This is a genomic window from Marivirga aurantiaca, assembly GCF_016679925.1.
GTDB lineage: Bacteria > Bacteroidota > Bacteroidia > Cytophagales > Cyclobacteriaceae > Marivirga > Marivirga aurantiaca.
On record NZ_JAEQBW010000005.1, the window covers coordinates 323,660 to 338,725 of the forward strand.

Sequence of the window (15,066 nt, forward strand, 5' to 3'; positions counted from 1 at the left end):
TGCAATAAACACTAAAGGTACGAATTTAATTGCTCCTCGGGGTATTGTTAGATGAATGGCAACTATTAATAGATATAAGTCCTATTATAAAAGAAAAAGCCTCTTCATTTTAATAAAGAGGCTTTAGCGTATTAGTTTATAAGATTTTATTAATTCAATTCTATCAATTCCTGGTTTGAATTCATGAAGTGATATTCGGTAATAGCAAGTGAGCTATCTTCTACCAGTTTAATCCATTTACCATATTTAAAGAACCATTTCACTCGAGAGGAAATTATTCCCTTAGTATAGTAAGAATACAAATACGGATGTAAGGCAATGGAAATTGATTTTTCATTTTGCTTTAATAATAAAAGCTCCAAATCTTCTTCCAACTTATCTGAAATGAGGATGGAAGCAGTGATTTTCCCTGATCCGTTACATGTTGGACATTTCTCCTGAGTAACAATATTAAGTTCCGGTCTTACCCTTTGTCGGGTAATCTGCATTAACCCAAATTTTGATAATGGAAGAACAGTATGCTTGGATCTGTCATCTTCCATGAAATCCTTCATGTTTTTGAAAATAAGTTTCTTATTTTCAGGATTCTTCATGTCAATGAAATCCACGACAATAATGCCACCCATATCACGTAGTCTTAACTGACGTGCAATTTCCTTGGCAGCCTCAATATTGGTGTTAAGTGCAGTATTTTCCTGATTATCCTCAGTACTGGATTTATTACCACTGTTTACATCTATTACATGGAGTGCCTCTGTATGCTCAATAATGAGGTACCCTCCACCTTTAACATTAACAGACTGTCCAAATAATGATTTCAGCTGACGCTCTATTCCAAAATGCTCGAATATCTTGTTCTTGCCATTGTAAAGCTTCAGTATCTTCTCTTTACTTGGATCCATTTTATGGATGAAAGATTTAATTTCATTATAAATCTCTTCATCATCCACGTGAATGTTGTCAAATGTTTCATTTAACATATCCCTTAAAATGGAGGATGCTCTTCCTACTTCGCCAATGATTTTATCACGTGGCTGGGCAGTAGGGAGTTTCTTCATTCCATTTTCCCAGGTTTCAATAAGATTACGTAGGTCAGTATCCAGTTCAGCTACTTCTTTACCTTCGGCTACCGTTCTGATGATTACACCAAAATTTTCAGGCTTAATAGAAGAAATCAGTCTGGTGAGACGCTTTCGCTCATCACTACTGGATATTTTTTTTGATATGCTAATTCCGTTGGCAAATGGTACTAATACCAAATATCTACCCGGTAGCGACAACTCGCAGGATAACCTTGGCCCCTTTGTTGAAATTGGTTCTTTAATAACCTGAACCAAAATCTGCTTATTTCTTGCTAAAACCTGAGATATCTTACCTAATTTGTCTATTTCAGGTTCAAGCTTGAATTTACTTAACTTGTATGAGGCATTATTACGTGTGGTGGCTGATTTAGTATATTTTAAAAGAGAGTTTATCTTTGGCCCTAAATCATGATAATGCAAAAAAGCATCTTTTTCATAACCCACATCCACAAAGGCAGCGTTCAAACCCTGCATTACTTTGCGAACTGTTCCTAAATAAATATCCCCTACACTAAATTGTTCCTCCTTGTTATCGTAATGAATCTCTACAAGATTTTTATCATTAAGAAGGGCAATACGGCTTCCGTTTTGAGTTGAATTAATTATTAATTCATTGCTCAAAGCTCAAAAGATTTAAATGAAAACTATAAAAAACTATTTCTTTAAAAGAAATTAAAGAAGAAGTGTATTACTTCTTCTTATGTCTGTTTTTTCTAAGTCTTTTCTTTCTTTTGTGCGTTGAAATCTTGTGTCTTTTTCTTTTTTTACCGCAAGGCATAATCGTAAATTTTTTTGTTAAACAATATTATTATAATTCATTCAAGTAACTCTCAACAGCTGCAAGCACCTGTTCATCCGTACTTTTATTTTTAATTTTCTCGAATAGACTCCTGGCTTTTTCCTTTTGTCCATCGTTGAAATAACTTAATGCTAGATAAAACATTGCCTGATCATTATCAGGATGATTTTCAAGTAGTGTATTAAATCGTTCTATTGCGTTCTTGTATTGTCCTGATTGTATGGACAATATACCCAAGTTAAACAATGCATCCTCATTCTTAGGATCCTTTTCCAGCACTTCCCGCAACATCATTATCCCAGCCATTGGATTGTCTGATGATACGTAGGTCATGGCTATTTTGGTTTTCACATCAAGCCTGCCAGCATCCTCAGCCAAAACCTTTTCGTAAAAAAGCCTGGTCTTTTCACCCAGTTCGTTGGCCTTCTCAGCATCTACTGCATAAGTGTAGGCATCATAATAGGCATCACCTATTGCCTCTGCATTATCAGTAGCCAATTCAGTGTATTTTGCTGCACTATCAAGTTTGCTTTCTTCTTTAAAGAGAAGCGCCAAAGAATCTGCAAAGATAACACTTTTTTCCTCATTTTCAGAAGATAAATATTTATTTCGTAGGCGATTGATCTTTGAAAGGACTTCCTCTGACATTTCTCCGGCATGAGCAGGGTCAGTATTGTCAGCCCTTCCTTCAGTTTTAGGCTGGTCTTGTCCTACTCCTTCCTCAGATGTTATTTGCTCATTTTCATTGTCGACCACAATTTTTGGCAGCAGAAACAAGCCTACTATCAATATAAGTGATACAACTAGAATTATAATTCTGGATTTGAGCATAATGTAAAAGCTTATACGGCTTCTTTGATCTTGTCAGATGATTTAATTTTTTCCACAAAAACTTTTGAGGGCTTAAAACTTGGGACAAAATGTTCATCAATTACAATGGCAGTATTCTTGGAAATATTCCTGGCGATTTTTCTAGCTCTCTTTTTATTAACAAAGCTTCCAAAACCTCTCACGTAAATATTTTCACCCCCCGCCATTGAATCTTTTACTACAGAAAAAAAGGCTTCAACTGTTGCTGTTACATCTGCTTTGTCTATTCCTGTTTTTTCAGAAATTTCTGTTATCACGTCTGCTTTAGTCACGCTTATTTATATTTATGGTAATTAAAAAAAATTAAGTCCCGCTTATTTTGGGAGGGCAAATGTAATTCTACAATTTTGAATTTAAAAGTAAATTCATTGAAATAAATAAAAGTAAAGGTTTGCATTTATTCATATAACCGATTAATTATCAAACAATTGTACTGTTCTCAGTTCCAATAGCATTAGTTCACTAATTTTAAAACAAATTAACTATCTTCTTAATTATACCCTAATATGCATGAAATAACCATCCCGAGTACGGGACCAACCGAGGATGAATATTTGGAAACAAAACGTTCATTCTGCAAGAGAACTATGTTCAGGTTATTCCATGTGACAACTAAAAAGCAATTATATACACATGAAATCGACATTAAAAATTCAGCTTCGAATTTTACACCAACCGAAAATGAATTTTTAATCAAAGATTCCATGTGATCGTTGAAAATTAAACTTATACACATGAATTATGGTAGATGATTTTTCGTCCAAACTCGTTTTCTGGTATCAGAAACACCTTAGGGAACTGCCTTGGAGAAACACTCCTGACCCCTATAAAATATGGCTGTCAGAGATCATTCTTCAACAGACCAGAGTGGCACAAGGGATGCCCTATTATAAACGCTTTATAGAGAAATATCCCACAGTAGAAGATCTTGCCCTGGCCTCGGAAGAAGAAGTGTTGAGACTTTGGCAGGGACTGGGGTATTATTCACGTGCCAGAAACTTACATGCATGTGCAAAAGCCGTGGTAGAAAAGTTCAATGGCAAATTTCCGGAAGATTATGAAACCCTGCAAAGCCTGAAGGGAATTGGGAAATATACAGCGGCAGCAATTGCCTCATTTGCTTTTAAAAAGCCTATACCAGTGGTAGATGGAAATGTTTTCAGAGTGCTGTCCCGATATTTTCTGATAAATGCCAACATTGCCGATGCTAAAAATTTCAAGATTTTTTTTGAAACGGCCAGTTCACTAATTCCACAAGATGAACCCGATTTATTTAATCAGGCCATGATGGATTTAGGCGCTACCATTTGTAGCCCGACCAACCCCGCCTGCCTGATGTGCCCAATAGCTGTTGGTTGTGAAGCAAGGGAACAAGGGCTGCAAAAACAGTTCCCTGTTAAAGAAAAGAAGATTAAAGTTTCCCATCGCTTCTTTTATTATTGGGTGTGGGGGGAAAGCGGAAAAATAGCCATGAAGAAAAGAGGTCCTCAGGATATCTGGCAAGGACTTTTTGATTTTGACCTGACTGAAAAAAAAGAAAAAATGGAAGAGGGGCAAATCAGAGAAGTGCTTGCCACAATAGCTCCCAATGCCGATGTTACCTGCATATCAACACCCATAAAGCATATTCTTACACATCAAAGAATAGAGGCAGTTTTTATAGAAATAAATGGAGTTGACAAAGGCTATGTAAAAGAAAAAGATCTGAAGCTTTTCGATCTCTCCGAAATTGAGTCCTTGCCAAAGCCTATATTAGTAGATAAATATTTGAATGGAAGAATTAATTGAGTAATTTTATATTAAGCGTAGAAGTATCTACATTTGCACAAGAAAAGTTAGCTTTTGAACTGGCTTATTGTTTTTTTATTTTTATTATTTTTAGAACCGAAATTCGTTAGTTATGGCAGCAGGTGTTAACAAAGTAATTCTTATTGGTAACTTAGGAAAAGATCCTGAAGTACGTCATTTAGACAATGGTGCTACTGTAGCAAATTTTTCAATTGCCACTACGGAGTCCTACAAAGACAAAACAGGACAAAAAGTTGACCAAACAGAATGGCATAATATTGTTTTATGGAGAGGTTTGGCCGAAATAGCTGAAAAATACCTTAAAAAAGGCGACAGCGTTTTTATAGAGGGCAAACTAAGAACCCGTTCATGGGAAAAAGATGGCGTTACACGATATACCACCGAGGTAGTAGGCGATCAAATGACCATGTTAGGGGGTAAAAAGAATGATAGTGAAGATGGCAGACAAGACTATTCTTCTGGTAATGAAGCTCCTACAAGCAGGCAACAAGAAGCTTCCGCCCAAACACCAGATACGGATAGTGAAATGGATGATCTTCCGTTTTAATATAATCATATAATTATCACTTATAGCCTTGGACGACCCTTCCCCTAGTTTATTTTTAATTGCAAGCATTATGGATTGGACCCCGGAATGGTTTTACATTCTGAATGGTACCCTTATGGTTGTTTTGCTGATAATGTCGGCATTAATTTCAGGCTCCGAAGTGGCTTTTTTTTCGCTTTCTCATGACGACCTGGCCAAGTGCAAAGCGAGCAATCAACCTGCTGAGCAAACTATTATTAGTTTGCTCAAAGACCCAAAGCGATTATTGGCCACTATCCTTATCCTCAATAATTTCATTAATGTGGGTATAGTTACCTTATCCACTTTTGTGACATGGGAAATCTTCGGCACAAAAGAAACGGAAGGACTGATGGTGGTAATTCTTACAGCCATTGTTACTTTCCTGATCGTTTTCTATGGTGAGATTGTACCCAAAGTATATGCCAACCAAAATAACCTGAGCTTTGCTACTCGCATGGCTCCTTTTTTAAGTGTTGCAGGCAAGTTTTTCAGCCCTCTCTCATGGCTGTTAATGTCCAGCAGTAACATTATTGAAAAGCGTGTAAAGCAAAAAGGTTTTAGCATATCAGTGGATGAACTGCATCAGGCATTGGAAATTACTTCCAACAAAGACACTACTGAAGAAGAAAGGGGTATACTGAAAGGAATTGTAAATTTTGGTACTTTATCGGTAAGGCAGGTAATGAAATCACGATTGGACATTACTGCTTTTGATATAGAGGAAGATTATCATGTGCTGATGGACCAGATCAACAAAAATGGTTTCAGCAGAATTCCTGTCTACAGGGATACCATAGATAAGATAGAGGGCATTCTATATGTAAAGGATTTATTGCCTTACATAGAAAAAGACGAACATTTTGAATGGCAGAAGTTGTTAAGACCTGGTTTCTTTGTGCCTGAATCTAAAAAAGTGGACAGCCTACTGAAGGATTTCCAGGAAAAGCGTGTGCATATGGCCATAGTAGTGGACGAATATGGGGGCACATCCGGATTGATCACTTTGGAGGATGTAATTGAAGAGATTGTAGGAGAGATTAGCGATGAATTTGATGAGGATTTTGACATTGCCTACAATAAATTAGATGACAACACTTTTGTTTTTGAAGGTAAAACATCCTTAAATGATTTCGGAAAAATCATCAATGAGGATCCTTCCTATTTTGACGAAGTAAAAGGGGAAAGTGAATCTATTGGGGGTTTGTTGCTGGAAATAAACAGCAAGCTTCCCCGGGCCGGAGAAAAAATCCTTTTTAAGAAGTATGTTTTCACGGCTGTATCAGTAGATAATAAAAGAATCAAACGTGTAAGGGTGTTTATCAAACGTGATGAGCCTTTTCATACGAATTAATACTTTTTCAGGTCAAAATCACAAGGAAAATCCAACCTCTCTTTAAAAGTTAAGTAGAAGGTTTTATCCCACAACCTCTTTTTCCAAACCTGACATACTATAGATAATCTCTTTGGCTTGACGAATATTCTCTATTTCATCAATTTTAAGGATGAGCTTGTCTTTATATTCTTTCATCTGGCACTTCTTAGGGTGAGCCTGTATAAATTGCAGAACCTGACCAAAAACTGGTGATTTATAATACTTTTCATTGGATGATGGCACAAAGTACGCTTTGATAGCCCCATTTTTAATCAATAATTTCTCAAATCCCAACCGCTCGGCTTTCCATCGAATCCGCACTGTTTCTATTAAATCAAATACCGGTTCCGGAATTTTACCAAACCTATCAGCCAATGATTGCTCAAAAGCCTCGAGCTCCTCCTCATTTTTGATATTATCGAGTTGGGAATACAGGCTAAGCCTCTCGGTGATATTTGATACATACTCTTCCGGGATCAGAATTTCCAGATCGGTTTCTATCACACAATCCTGAGCAATAATCTGGGCTTTCTTAGCCAGCTCATCTTTAAATAAATCTTTAAAATCCGTCTCCTTCAATTCAGAAACAGCATCATCCAGGATCTTGTGGTACATGTCAAAGCCCAAATCAGTAATAAATCCGCTTTGCTCTGCTCCCAACATATTTCCGGCTCCACGGATATCCAAATCCCGCATAGCCACTTTAAAACCATCTCCTAAATCCGAAAATTCTTCTAATGTGGTGAGTCTTTTCCTGGCATCGGCACTAAGTCCAATGGTAGGAGGGGTCAATAAATAGCAAAAAGCTTTTTTGTTGGAGCGACCAACCCTTCCACGCATTTGGTGCAGATCCGACATACCGAACATATGCGCATGGTTGATAATAATGGTGTTGGCATTGGGAATGTCCAAACCTGATTCAATAATGTTGGTGGAAACCAGCACATCATACTCCCCCTCTATAAAGCGCATCATTGCCTTTTCCAACTTGGGGCCTTCCATCTGGCCATGTGCTACACCAATTCGGGCATCAGGCACCAATTTTAAAATAATATTCCCTACCTGCTCAATATCACCTACACGATTATGCACAAAGAAAACCTGCCCGCCTCTTTGCAGCTCAAAACTAATGGCGTCACGCAATAATTCCTCATTAAAACTATGTAGCTCAGTAGTAACCGGCTGCCTGTTGGGTGGTGGTGTAGCTATTACACTTAAATCCCTGGCGCCCATCAGGCTGAAATGTAAAGTTCTTGGGATTGGGGTCGCGGTCAATGTTAATACATCAACATTCACACGGAACTCCTTGAGCTTGTCTTTTACTTTTACACCAAATTTTTGCTCCTCATCAATTACCAATAGGCCTATGTCCTTAAATTTTACATCTTTATTGACAATACGGTGTGTGCCGATTAAAATATCCACTTTCCCCTCTTCGAGGCGCTTCAAAATATCTTTAATCTGCTTAGTAGTTTTAAAGCGATTGATGTATTCAACAGTAACAGGCAAATTCTCCAGTCGCTCACTGAAAGTCCTGAAATGTTGCATGGCCAAAATGGTTGTTGGCACCAATACAGCTACTTGCTTACCATTGTCTACTGCTTTAAAAGCGGCTCTAATGGCCACTTCCGTTTTACCGAAACCTACATCCCCACAAACCAACCTGTCCATGGGGTGGCTCAGCTGCATGTCTGCTTTAACATCCGCTGTGGCTTTGGCCTGATCTGGCGTATCTTCATAAATAAATGAGGACTCCAGCTCCGCTTGCATAAAAGTATCTTTCCCCGTAGCAAAACCCGGACTGGATTTACGCTGAGCGTATAGCTTGATCAGATCTTTAGCGATATCCTTGACCTGACGTTTGGCCTTTTTCTTTTTATTATCCCACTCCTGTGAGCCAAGCTTACTAATGGAAGGAGTAGAGCCTTCTTTCCCGCTGTATTTGGATATTTTATGCAGAGAGTGAATACTGACGAACAGTAAATCATTATCCCGATAAATCAAACGAATTACTTCTTGTTTTTTGCCGTGGTTTTCTACTTTATCCATTCCGGCAAAGCGACCTACTCCATGATCAATGTGGGTGACAAAATCCCCCGGTTGCAAATTCTTGAGCTCCCGGATAGTAATGGCCTTTGATTTGCTCTGCTTGTCTTTGGTTTTATATCTGTGAAATCTCTCGAAGATCTGGTGATCTGTATAACAGGCCAGTTTTAATTGGTGATCTACAAAGCCTCCCCTGAGACTGATAGCCATTGATTGAAATTTGATGAAAGGATCAATTTCAGTGAAAATACTTGTAAGACGCTCCGTTTGAGAAACGGATTCGGAAGTAATAATATTAAACAGTCCCTTTTCCTGGTTCTGATATAAGTTTTCCCCCAATAAATCGAAATTCTTGTTAAATGACGGTTGCGCCTGAGCATCATATTCAAAAGTAAAATCAGCCTCTTTATAAAATCTGTTGCCAAACTCTATAGTCACATATTTATTCAATCCTTTTTGAAATGATCCGGGCGTGTCAAACAACATTTCAGGTTGTAGCATAAGCTGGCTATCTGCCGTATTTTTAGTAATCTGCTGAAAAGACTGGGTTGCCTTATCAAAGTACTGCTCAATTACGTCCAGAGTCCGCTGATAATCTTTTAACCAAATTTTGGTGTTATTGGGCACGTAGTCCAAAAATGATTCCCTGACTTCCTGCAACAGACGGGTTTGCACGTTTGGAATAATATTGATTTGCTTTACGGTATCGATGGAGAGCTGTGATGCCACATCAAAAGTCCTGATACTATCTATTTCATTACCGAAAAGCTCAATTCTGTAAGGCAAATCACTCGCATAGGAGTAAATATCTATAATTCCACCACGAACCGCATATTGTCCCGGCTCGTATACGAAATCTGTAGGTTCAAAATCATAGGTTTGCAATAATTCCGCAATAAATTCCACATCCAGGTTTTCCCCTACTTTGGCTGTGAAAGTGTTGGACACCAATGCTTTTTTATTAATTACTTTTTCTGAAAGTGCTTCAGGGTAGGTAACAATTATTTCACCTGATGCTGATTTATTGTTGATCCTGTTGAGGATTTCTGCCCGCATGAGCACATTGGCATTTTCAGTTTCATCAAATTGATAGGCCCGCTTGTAAGAAGTGGGGAAGAGCAATGGTTCCTTTGTGCCCAAAAGATTCTGAAGATCATGTTGAAAATAGGCCGCTTCCTCTTTATCATGTAAAATCACCAAATGATTCTGATGGTTGTGAGAATGGATTGCCGCCAGGAAAACAGCATCCAAGCTGCCCACCAATCCTTTTAAATGAAGGTTTTTATCTTCATTAGGTTTTATGGCAGACGCAATCGTTTGAATGATGGTGTCCTCCTTATAAAGCTGTAGAAAGTCTTTTATTTTCAATGTCCTATACCTTATTAATTATCTTTCGTTACACTAAATTAAGACAATATAATTTGATCAAATAATTGCAAAGGTAATCAAACTATTATCATTGGTACATAGTTCATCAATCAAACAAATAATTGGGGTAAATCATCTTTAGGTTATGGAAAAAAAGACAAAAAAAGAGGAGTTAACCTTTTTTGAAAGAGTGGAAAGGATGCATCCTTATAAAATGATGTTGATTTTGGGTCTTATTGGCAGTAGTCTTATTTTCTTTTTTTTGTTATTTTCATTTTTCAGCAGCCTTAGAAATGAGCCCGCACAAAAAATAGAAATCCCTGCTATTTTCGCTTTAAGTACTGTATTGATTGTAGCTTCCAGTTTAATTCTTCAACCTGCTTCCAAATATTTTAAAGAAGAAGCCCTGCCGGCATTGCTTACTTCTTTAAGATTTACTTTTTTCCTGGGACTGGGATTTGCATTTTGTCAACTTCTGGGATGGAGCGAATTGAAAGCATCTGGTGTTTTATTTACTGAAGACGTGTCCGGTTCATTTTTATACGTGTTGACTGGTTTGCACGGACTGCATTTTATTGTCGCCCATACTTATCTGGGCTTTCTGATTTTTCAAACCCAGGCCATTTCGCGGGACCCTGTCAAACTTTTGATAGCAGAAACTAATCCATTCTGGCATATGAAATATGAATTAATAACTAAAGCATGGCACTTCCTGGGAATTCTTTGGATGATTATGATCGTAAGTTTTTGGGTGTTTTTGTAAGTCGGGCAACAGAACCCGATGTTCGATAATATATTTGACCCTCAAAAAAGCAGAGATTTAGCCTTCCCAAAGGAATCCAAAAATAAATGTATGGGCAGTTGTAAATAAGACATTTATTAGTAATAAATTCATGGCGCTATTTGGCACTTGTCAACTATATGACTATAAAAAATGAGGTTTGGGGCAGTCGTATTGGCTTAATCCTTGCCATGGCGGGTAATTCTGTTGGACTGGGAAACTTTTTAAGGTTTCCCGTACAGGCAGTGCAAAACGGGGGAGGCACCTTTATTATCCCTTACCTGGTGTGTTTCGTTTTAATGGGTGTTCCTTTGCTGTGGATTGAATGGTCCATGGGCCGTTTTGGTGGCAAAAGAGGCCATCATTCTACTCCGTTTATCCTTAACAGCATGAGCAAGGGCTCGCTGTGGAAGTATATAGGGGTTTTCGGAATTTTTACCAACATAGCCGTTGCAGCCTACTATTGCTATATTGAATCATGGACTCTTTCCTACGCCTTTCATAGTATTAAAGGTACTTTTGCAGGTCTTTCGCAAACCGAAGTAGCTCAATATTTCAGCAGCTATATCAATATGTCCACTTCCTTTTTGGGCATCCCAAATGAGGCTATTTTGTTCTTTGTTATTTGTATCCTGATCAACACTTATATTTTAAGCAAAGGGCTTGCGGGTATTGAAAAAGTGGCTAAAATTATGATGCCTTTGCTGATACTTTTCGGTATTTTCCTGGCAGTACGTGGCCTTACTTTAGGTACCAGTATGGCTTCCGACCAGTTTCCATTGGCCAATGCATGGGACGGTCTCAATTATTTGTGGACACCTGAATATGATTCGCTCCTGAAGCCTGGCGTATGGTTAGCAGCTGCCGGTCAGATATTCTTTACCCTTTCAGTAGGCATGGGCACCATTCATTGCTATGCGGCTTACCTGGACAGCAGAGATGACATCGCTCTGAACGCTGCTACCGCAGGTTTTACCAATGAGTTTGTGGAAGTGGTTCTGGGCAGTTTGATCGTGATCCCTATTGCGGCCGGTTATTTCGGCCTTGACTGGGTGAAAGAAAATATCAGCTTCGGTGTAGCTTTTCAATCTATGCCGTTTCTTTTCGGGCAGTGGGGTGATGTGATGGCTGCATTGGCCGGAGTGTTTTGGTTTGGTTTGTTGTTTTTTGCGGGAATTACTTCTTCGCTGGCCATGGGCACTCCATGGATGGGCTTTATGCGCGATGAATTTGGCTGGGGAAAAATCAAAGGGGCGGTTTCATTCGGCACCTTAACTTTGCTCCTGGGTTTGCCTTGTGTGCTATTTTATCAATATGGTTTTTTCGACCAGTATGATTACTGGGCAGGCACTGTATCGCTGGTCATTTTTGCCTTAGCAGAAACCATCCTTTTTGCCTGGATATTTGGCATGAAAAAAGGCTGGAAAGAAATTAATGACGGTGCTGACCTTGTAATCCCGGGCTTCTTTAAATGGGTCATTAAATTTGTAACACCATTGCTGTTAATCAGTGTTTTTCTGGGGGCACTTTTCACCCCGGAAGCCAACAACTGGATTGCAGCTTTTGCACAATTTTCTGCGGGGGAAGGCTGGCCTTTAGATAACAATTCCCTGATTTTGCAGCTAAGCAATTCCGGCTTAAAGGAAAGTTTGGCTTTGGCTACTGATGCCACAGAAAGAGCATTGTTAACCAAACAAATATTTTATGCCAATGCGGCCCGGGCCATATTGCTGCTGTTATTTATAGGTATTAGTGTATTGGTGTACATCGCATACAGAAAAAGGAAAAAAACATCCGCCATATGAATACAGAACCATTAATAATTATGCTGGCGGTACAGTTGGCCGTTACTGTAGTAATGATTTACTGCTTTAGGAAAGTGTTGAAGAAGGGATAGAGGAATAGAAATCTGGTTTGGAACAATGTATAGTATACTGAGTCACAGACTCAGTTTTATAGGGCAATCAGTAGTTCGCTGCGCTAAAACTACAGATAGAAGGGGACATCTTCAGTACCATAAAAAGGCCAACAGGTTTTTCTGTCGGCCTTTTTGATGAAGACACTTTATTCTTTAGTTTGTAGGACCATTGTCCACCCGAGATTCCAAATAAGTCTCTACTGTATTATTGATGTTTTCAAATAAATCAAGACCGGATATGTTTTCCACATTATCTACAGTTGTTCTGTAGTTTGCCCAGTTGGTATTGATTCCTTGATCGTTGGGAATATTTACCGCTATCATTCTTGTAGAAGAGGTAACCCTGCTTACATCATTACTACCATTTGGCAAAACCAGTATGACTTTCCAAAATGAATCTGGAACAGTAATGTTTCCACCGTCAATGGTAGTAAAATTGCCGTTTTTACCAGTACCTCCTGAGCCCGCCACACCTGCTACTATGAATATTTCATTTCCTTCACTTGCTAATTTTCTGCAGTAGCCTTCTAATGTAGCCCAGCTTCTTTGGTTGTTATCTGCTGCCTGAGGGGCTATATTGGTCATAAAAAATGTATTGCTATTTGCTTTAGACGAATAAGTTCGGTCTGCCGATGGGCACAAGTGACCCCTGTCGTAGCCAGAATTAGTATAATCGCTTGAAGTAGCCTTAAAGAAACCAGAAGGTAGAGAAGTGTCACTTTTAAAACAGTCGCATCTTGATGCACTGCCCACCCAGGCACTACTCAAATGCCAGCTTACCCAATTAGGCGTTCCTTTGGAATTGTTATAGGAAAGTGCATAATCGGTTCGGTTCACTAAATAGTTATTTGAGGAAGAGGTGCCTGCATCTGAAGGATTGCCAAAAGTTAAATTATTATCTCTGGAAGCCGTAGTGCTACTTCCTGAAGTGGAAGAAGTAATTTCAATATTATCGATGTTGACCCTATTGCTTCCCCCTGAAACTTTATAAATCCCGAACCTCACACTGGAGTTTACATTTACATCAAAAGTAGCTGTATAAAGGGAGATGGATGTGGTATTTACTGTTGTACCAACATAATACCAACTGCTGCCATTATCCGTAGACATAATCAATCGCCAGGAAGAGTTCCCATCAGATCCATATTTTGCATGACGAACCTTTACGGATGCTGCACCATTATCCATATTGAAATTCATACTTACATATCCTGTATTTCTGATACGGGAAGATTTACTTCCATATTTTCTGTCACTGGAAAGTGTGCCAATTAATGCATCACTTAAATACCATGAGCCTGACCCCAAATTTACCGAAGCTGCTGAATAGCTGCTTTTGGCACCATCTTCAAAAGTTTCTATAAAAGAGGTAGTCCTGTGATTATGGTTTTCATAGTCACTTCCTTCTACTTCATATTGGTTTACCTCAATGAGCCCAAGGATATTTAAATCGTTTTGAGACTGGAGTAAAGGCTGGATTTCCTGCCTTTGACAAGAGAATAGTAGCGTAATAGCTACTAAAATTACCGTAATTCTGTTTTTCATTATTTTTATGGTTTGGTTATAATAGATTCACCAAACATACGATAAATAGTATTTTTTAATGTTACCACATTAAAAACAAATCGTTAACTTCAATAGTGCAAAACACCTCTATGTAGGAAATGCGTCTATAAGCGCAATGAAGGAACTTCGATAGGATGGTAATGGAAATATTAATTGTTCATTCTCAGAACTTCTTATATGTATGAAATCACCGGGTTAAAAAACCATTAGATTAGATGGTCTAAATATTCATAAAGATTCCGCTTTTACTTTTTATTCCTTTATCAATCGGTTATTTTTAAGTCAGCATTTCTTAGTATTTTATGTCATTTCTATTTGTTCTGGCCTGTTTGGGAGTTATCAATGGGATACTCATTGGTGCTTATCGTTTGCTAAAACCTCAACGAAAGGTACAGGATATCTATTTAGGGGGCTTACTTATTGTCCTAAGCATCAGAATTGGCAAATCAGTAATTTATTATTTCAGTGAAAATGTAGACCTATTGATCCTACAGATAGGTCTTTCCGCCTGCCTATTTATAGGCCCTTTTTATTATATGTTTTTAAAGAGTGTAAGACTTAAAGAAAAGAAACCAGGCCGGGCAGATCTTATTCTCTTAATACTATTGTTCATAAGCATTACTATAGTTGGATTTATTTATCCTTACAGACATTTCCCTGCTGTTTGGAATGGCTATATAGTGTTTGTGATTTATGCCTTCTGGTCATTGTTTATTCTGATGGGAATAGTGCAATATGTTAAGGTTCTCAGGCAATCCGGCTTTTCCTGTTTTGTGCGCGATGTCATCGCTCTAAATTCTCCCTACTGAATATCAACAACTTACGTCATTAAAATTTGAATTTTGGGTCACGCGGAGCTATTTTTAGCTCATGTTTGTGAGAAAAAA

General features: G+C 38.3%; 11 protein-coding genes. 6 read left to right on the forward strand and 5 right to left on the reverse strand.

Translation table 11 applies throughout. The annotated features are described in order from the left end of the window. Positions 1-149: 149 nt before the first annotated feature. From JKA74_RS13195 to JKA74_RS13205, 3 genes are all read right to left on the reverse strand, one after another. A complete protein-coding gene (locus JKA74_RS13195; protein ID WP_201431664.1) occupies positions 150-1,703 on the reverse strand; it encodes an Rne/Rng family ribonuclease in 1,554 nt (517 codons plus the stop codon). Positions 1,704-1,890: 187 nt separating this feature from the next. Continuing rightward, the gene (locus JKA74_RS13200) at positions 1,891-2,712 is read right to left on the reverse strand and encodes a tetratricopeptide repeat protein (RefSeq protein WP_201431665.1); all 822 of its coding nucleotides are present in this window, start codon (positions 2,710-2,712) and stop codon (positions 1,891-1,893) included. Positions 2,713-2,723: 11 nt separating this feature from the next. After that, positions 2,724-3,023 (reverse strand): HU family DNA-binding protein, encoded by a 300-nt coding sequence (locus JKA74_RS13205; protein ID WP_201431666.1) that lies wholly within the window; start codon positions 3,021-3,023, stop codon positions 2,724-2,726. Between the two features lie 469 nt (positions 3,024-3,492). Between JKA74_RS13205 and mutY the strand changes: the two genes are divergently transcribed. From mutY to gldE, 3 genes are all read left to right on the forward strand, one after another. Further along, a complete protein-coding gene (gene mutY, locus JKA74_RS13210; protein ID WP_201431667.1) occupies positions 3,493-4,539 on the forward strand; it encodes an A/G-specific adenine glycosylase in 1,047 nt (348 codons plus the stop codon). Between the two features lie 112 nt (positions 4,540-4,651). Beyond that, on the forward strand, positions 4,652-5,107 hold the full coding sequence (gene ssb / locus JKA74_RS13215) for a single-stranded DNA-binding protein (protein ID WP_201431668.1): 456 nt from the start codon (positions 4,652-4,654) through the stop codon (positions 5,105-5,107). A 28-nt stretch (positions 5,108-5,135) separates the two neighbouring features. Next, entirely contained in the window at positions 5,136-6,479 is a 1,344-nt protein-coding gene (gldE, locus tag JKA74_RS13220) for a gliding motility-associated protein GldE (protein WP_201431669.1), read from the forward strand. A gap of 63 nt (positions 6,480-6,542) precedes the next feature. Here the strand turns inward: gldE and mfd are convergent, their stop codons facing one another. Continuing rightward, a complete protein-coding gene (mfd, locus tag JKA74_RS13225; protein WP_201431670.1) occupies positions 6,543-9,914 on the reverse strand; it encodes a transcription-repair coupling factor in 3,372 nt (1,123 codons plus the stop codon). 145 nt (positions 9,915-10,059) lie between these two features. Here mfd and JKA74_RS13230 point away from each other — a divergent pair, with 145 nt between their 5' ends. Both JKA74_RS13230 and JKA74_RS13235 read left to right on the forward strand, forming a co-directional pair. Next, positions 10,060-10,677, forward strand: coding sequence for a cytochrome c oxidase subunit 3 (locus JKA74_RS13230; protein WP_201431671.1), 618 nt, complete (start codon positions 10,060-10,062; stop codon positions 10,675-10,677). Positions 10,678-10,835: 158 nt separating this feature from the next. After that, positions 10,836-12,500: an SLC5/6 family protein gene (locus JKA74_RS13235; RefSeq protein WP_201431672.1), complete on the forward strand. Its 1,665-nt coding sequence runs from the start codon at positions 10,836-10,838 to the stop codon at positions 12,498-12,500. A gap of 266 nt (positions 12,501-12,766) precedes the next feature. Here the strand turns inward: JKA74_RS13235 and JKA74_RS13240 are convergent, their stop codons facing one another. Next, complete coding sequence (locus tag JKA74_RS13240) at positions 12,767-14,158, reverse strand: DNA/RNA non-specific endonuclease (RefSeq protein ID WP_201431673.1); 1,392 nt, start codon at positions 14,156-14,158, stop codon at positions 12,767-12,769. Positions 14,159-14,481: 323 nt separating this feature from the next. On the opposite strand from JKA74_RS13240, the gene JKA74_RS13245 reads away from it, so the two are divergent. Beyond that, a complete protein-coding gene (locus JKA74_RS13245) occupies positions 14,482-14,988 on the forward strand; it encodes a hypothetical protein (RefSeq protein ID WP_201431674.1) in 507 nt (168 codons plus the stop codon). Positions 14,989-15,066: the final 78 nt, after the last annotated feature.

Bases quoted from the DNA above. Each gene is read 5' to 3' on its own strand.
- ssb (WP_201431668.1), top strand. From the start codon at position 4,652: ATGGCAGCAGGTGTTAACAAAGTAATTCTTATTGGTAACTTAGGAAAA.
- JKA74_RS13245 (WP_201431674.1), top strand. From the start codon at position 14,482: ATGTCATTTCTATTTGTTCTGGCCTGTTTGGGAGTTATCAATGGGATA.
- JKA74_RS13240 (WP_201431673.1), bottom strand. From the start codon at position 14,158: ATGAAAAACAGAATTACGGTAATTTTAGTAGCTATTACGCTACTATTC.
- JKA74_RS13235 (WP_201431672.1), top strand. From the start codon at position 10,836: ATGACTATAAAAAATGAGGTTTGGGGCAGTCGTATTGGCTTAATCCTT.
- JKA74_RS13230 (WP_201431671.1), top strand. From the start codon at position 10,060: ATGGAAAAAAAGACAAAAAAAGAGGAGTTAACCTTTTTTGAAAGAGTG.
- mutY (WP_201431667.1), top strand. From the start codon at position 3,493: ATGGTAGATGATTTTTCGTCCAAACTCGTTTTCTGGTATCAGAAACAC.
- JKA74_RS13200 (WP_201431665.1), bottom strand. From the start codon at position 2,712: ATGCTCAAATCCAGAATTATAATTCTAGTTGTATCACTTATATTGATA.